The sequence below is a fragment of the Microcystis sp. M53598_WE2 genome (genome assembly GCF_030067735.1).
Lineage (GTDB): Bacteria > Cyanobacteriota > Cyanobacteriia > Cyanobacteriales > Microcystaceae > Microcystis > Microcystis aeruginosa.
Genome location: NZ_JASJFE010000168.1, coordinates 1 through 3,017, shown reverse-complemented (window position 1 = coordinate 3,017; position 3,017 = coordinate 1). Strand labels below are relative to the sequence as shown.

General features: G+C 43.0%; 2 protein-coding genes and 1 pseudogene. 1 reads left to right on the top strand and 2 read right to left on the bottom strand.

The features are described from left to right. Both PX636_RS03745 and PX636_RS03740 read right to left on the bottom strand, forming a co-directional pair. Positions 1 to 247 (bottom strand): annotated as a pseudogene (locus PX636_RS03745) (protein-methionine-sulfoxide reductase catalytic subunit MsrP); the annotation flags it as partial. 85 nt (positions 248 to 332) lie between these two features. After that, positions 333 to 1,718, bottom strand: coding sequence for a cytochrome P450 (locus PX636_RS03740; RefSeq protein ID WP_288116264.1), 1,386 nt, complete (start codon positions 1,716 to 1,718; stop codon positions 333 to 335). Positions 1,719 to 2,115: 397 nt separating this feature from the next. Here PX636_RS03740 and PX636_RS03735 point away from each other — a divergent pair, with 397 nt between their 5' ends. Further along, on the top strand, positions 2,116 to 2,871 hold the full coding sequence (locus PX636_RS03735) for a TVP38/TMEM64 family protein (RefSeq protein WP_012265441.1): 756 nt from the start codon (positions 2,116 to 2,118) through the stop codon (positions 2,869 to 2,871). Positions 2,872 to 3,017: the final 146 nt, after the last annotated feature.

Genomic DNA, 3,017 nt, shown 5'->3' with positions numbered 1-3,017 from the left:
CTATGGGGCGATTTACCGTTAAAAACTGCGGATTCTTGCTGAACCCTTCAATTTTAGGTAATTGCAAACTTTTTTCTAAAGCTTCCGAGGAGGAGGATTTACCACAAGCAGTTAATAATAGAGAACTCCCCGCAATTCCTGTCCCGATTAACCCCTGTAAAAAGCGACGACGGTTAAAATAAACACTTTCGGAAGTAACTTCATTTTCGGAAATTTGCCAGTATTTAGCTAAACGAATTAAGACCATAATTATCCCCGATTTTATTGACAAAAAAACAGAGTTATGATATGGGATACCACAACTCTGATTGTACAATAGTTTGTCAGTTTTTTTAAGAAATTTCGGCGAGCATGGGGGCAGTCACCAGAGGTTCCCGTCGTCCTTTTAAGACCATGGGAACTCCTCGCGAGGGAGCAAGGGTTAAACCGCGACGGCTGGGTTTTTCGGGGGTATTATTAACTAGAGTTAACTGATAATTGGCCAAAATTGTGGCGATAGCGATTTTCATCTCGTAGATAGCTAAAACTTCCCCGATACAACGACGCGCCCCACCACCAAAAGGCATATATTCATAGGGGGTGAATTGTTTTTCTAAAAAGCGTTCTGGTTTAAAAGTATGGGAATCGGGGAAAGTTTGCTCGCGGTGGTGAGCTAGATAAATACAACCCATAAGAATTGTCCCTTTTTCTAAAGGATAACCATCTAGTTCTACCGGTTTTTCCACTACTCGCGGAAAAGTTAACATTCCCACGGGATGAATGCGTAAAGTTTCCGAACAAACTGCCGCAAGATAGGGTAATCGAGTTATATCAATGGGGTTAGGATTATCTCCTAAAGTGGCTATTTCTTGCAGAATTTTTGCTTGAATTTCTGGATAGCGATGAGTCCAGTAGAGCGCCCAAGACATAGCGGTGGCGGTGGTTTCATGACCGGCGAATAATAAGGTCATTAATTCATCGCGCAATTCCTTATCGCTCATCGGGTTGCCTTCTTCATCCCGGGCCGACATCAGTAGTGATAAAATATCGGTACGATTGGGGTTATGATTAGCTTTTCTTTCGGCAATTTCTGTATAGATAATATCATCAATTTTTTCTTGGTAACGCTGGTATTTTCCCCAGGGACTCCAAGCACCAAAATCAGCCCGCAAAATTGGGAAAAATAACAAAGAAGCCATCACCGGAGAGTTAAAAATATCGAGCATTTCAGCGAGAGTTTTTTTCAGGGTTTGATAACGTTCCCCTTGACTAATTCCAAAAACTGCCTCCATAATTACTTGTAAAGCAATCGCTGTGGTCGCTGAACGGGCCTTAAAAGGTTGATTTTGGGGCAATTCTGCCATTACTCTCAGGGTAATATCGCGGATTAAATCGCCGTAGAAACGCATTCTTTCCCCGTGAAAAGGTGGCAATAAAAGCTGACGGCGTTTTTTGTGGATGTCTCCGTCTAACATGACGACGGAATAATCACCAATAATCGGGGCAATAATCCGATTGGCTTCCCCCGGTGCCGAGAATTGTTTACGGTCATTAGTTAAAATTTGTTGTAGGGCCGAAGGACTACTGACAAAGATAAAATTATCTACAGTTAAACCCACTTTTGTGCTAAAAATATCGCCATGCTTGCGGGCGGCATTTTCCATAAAAGCTACGGGATTAATGATCCATTGTGCCATTTGCAGGAAGGTAGGGGCTTTGACCTTGGGGAGGATTTTCATAGATTAATTGCTATATCGAATGCTAATTATTTCTAATTGTGACATTTTTTCCCCAGAGACGGCAAGGTGTAATAAGCTGCCCGCGCATTTAAATTGCTTATTGAGATGAGGCAAGAGGCACTCTTGCAAGGGGCAAGAGGCAAAAGTAAAGGGATTAGGGGAGATTTAGCTAATCTAAGGATAGGCAGTTAAGATACCTCTTAGCTTATCAAGTAAACAGCAAAATTTACCGGGCTGTTGCTTGTCCTATCTTCTCCCAGAGAGGGGGATTTTCTGGGAATTTTCAGGATTGGCTTTCTGGTCTAAACAATGATAACTACGGTAGAATAGCCCCTAGTTCTATTTAATTCGCTTTTATAGTTTAATCTCTCTTTTATTCTCTTTTTAGGGACTTGTGATGATTATTTCCCAGTCCAGCAACTGGAAAAAGCTGGTTATTTGCCGTTATTTGCCGCTGCTAATCGCCTTTAGCGGCACTTTTCTCCTGATTACTCCCCCCGCTTTTGCCCTCGAATCCAGTGCCTCCACCGGTTTTAATCCTCAAACTATTCTTTTCAATGCCTTAACTTGGGTGGATAGTTTGGGGTCTGTGGGAGCGATCGCGTTTATAATTATCTATATTCTAGCTACTGTGGCCTTTTTTCCAGGTTCAATCCTGACTTTAGGGGCTGGTGTGGTTTTTGGCCTGGTTTTAGGCTCTTTTTACGTCTTTATCGGGGCAACTATCGGCGCTACTGTCGCTTTTCTGGTGGGACGTTATCTGGCTAGGGGTTGGGTGGCGGAAAAAATTCAAGGTAATAGTAAATTTCAAGCTATCGATGAAGCTGTGGGGAGAGAAGGCTTAAAAATAGTGCTTTTAACCCGTTTATCTCCCGTATTTCCCTTTAATCTGCTCAATTATGCCTATGGTGTCACCGGGGTTTCCCTGAAAGATTATCTACTAGGTTCCGCGGGCATGATTCCGGGGACGATAATGTATGTTTATATTGGCTCTTTAGCGGGTAATCTTGCCACTATCGGCACCTCAACACCAGCTACTAACCCAGTTTTACAATGGACTATTCGCCTGATCGGTTTTATCGCTACCGTTGCCGTCACCCTCTACGTCACAAAAATTGCCCGTCAGGCCCTGGCATCAGTTATCAATGAATAGTCATCAGTTATCAGCCAGGGGTGTGGGGGAATGGGGAAGTGGGGGAATGGGGAGCATCTCACCTTTGCAATGAGCATAAATACTTAGTGGAAAAATAGGCTTTTCGAGGGTAATTCTTGTTTTAATTCTCCATGTACGCAGTCTTT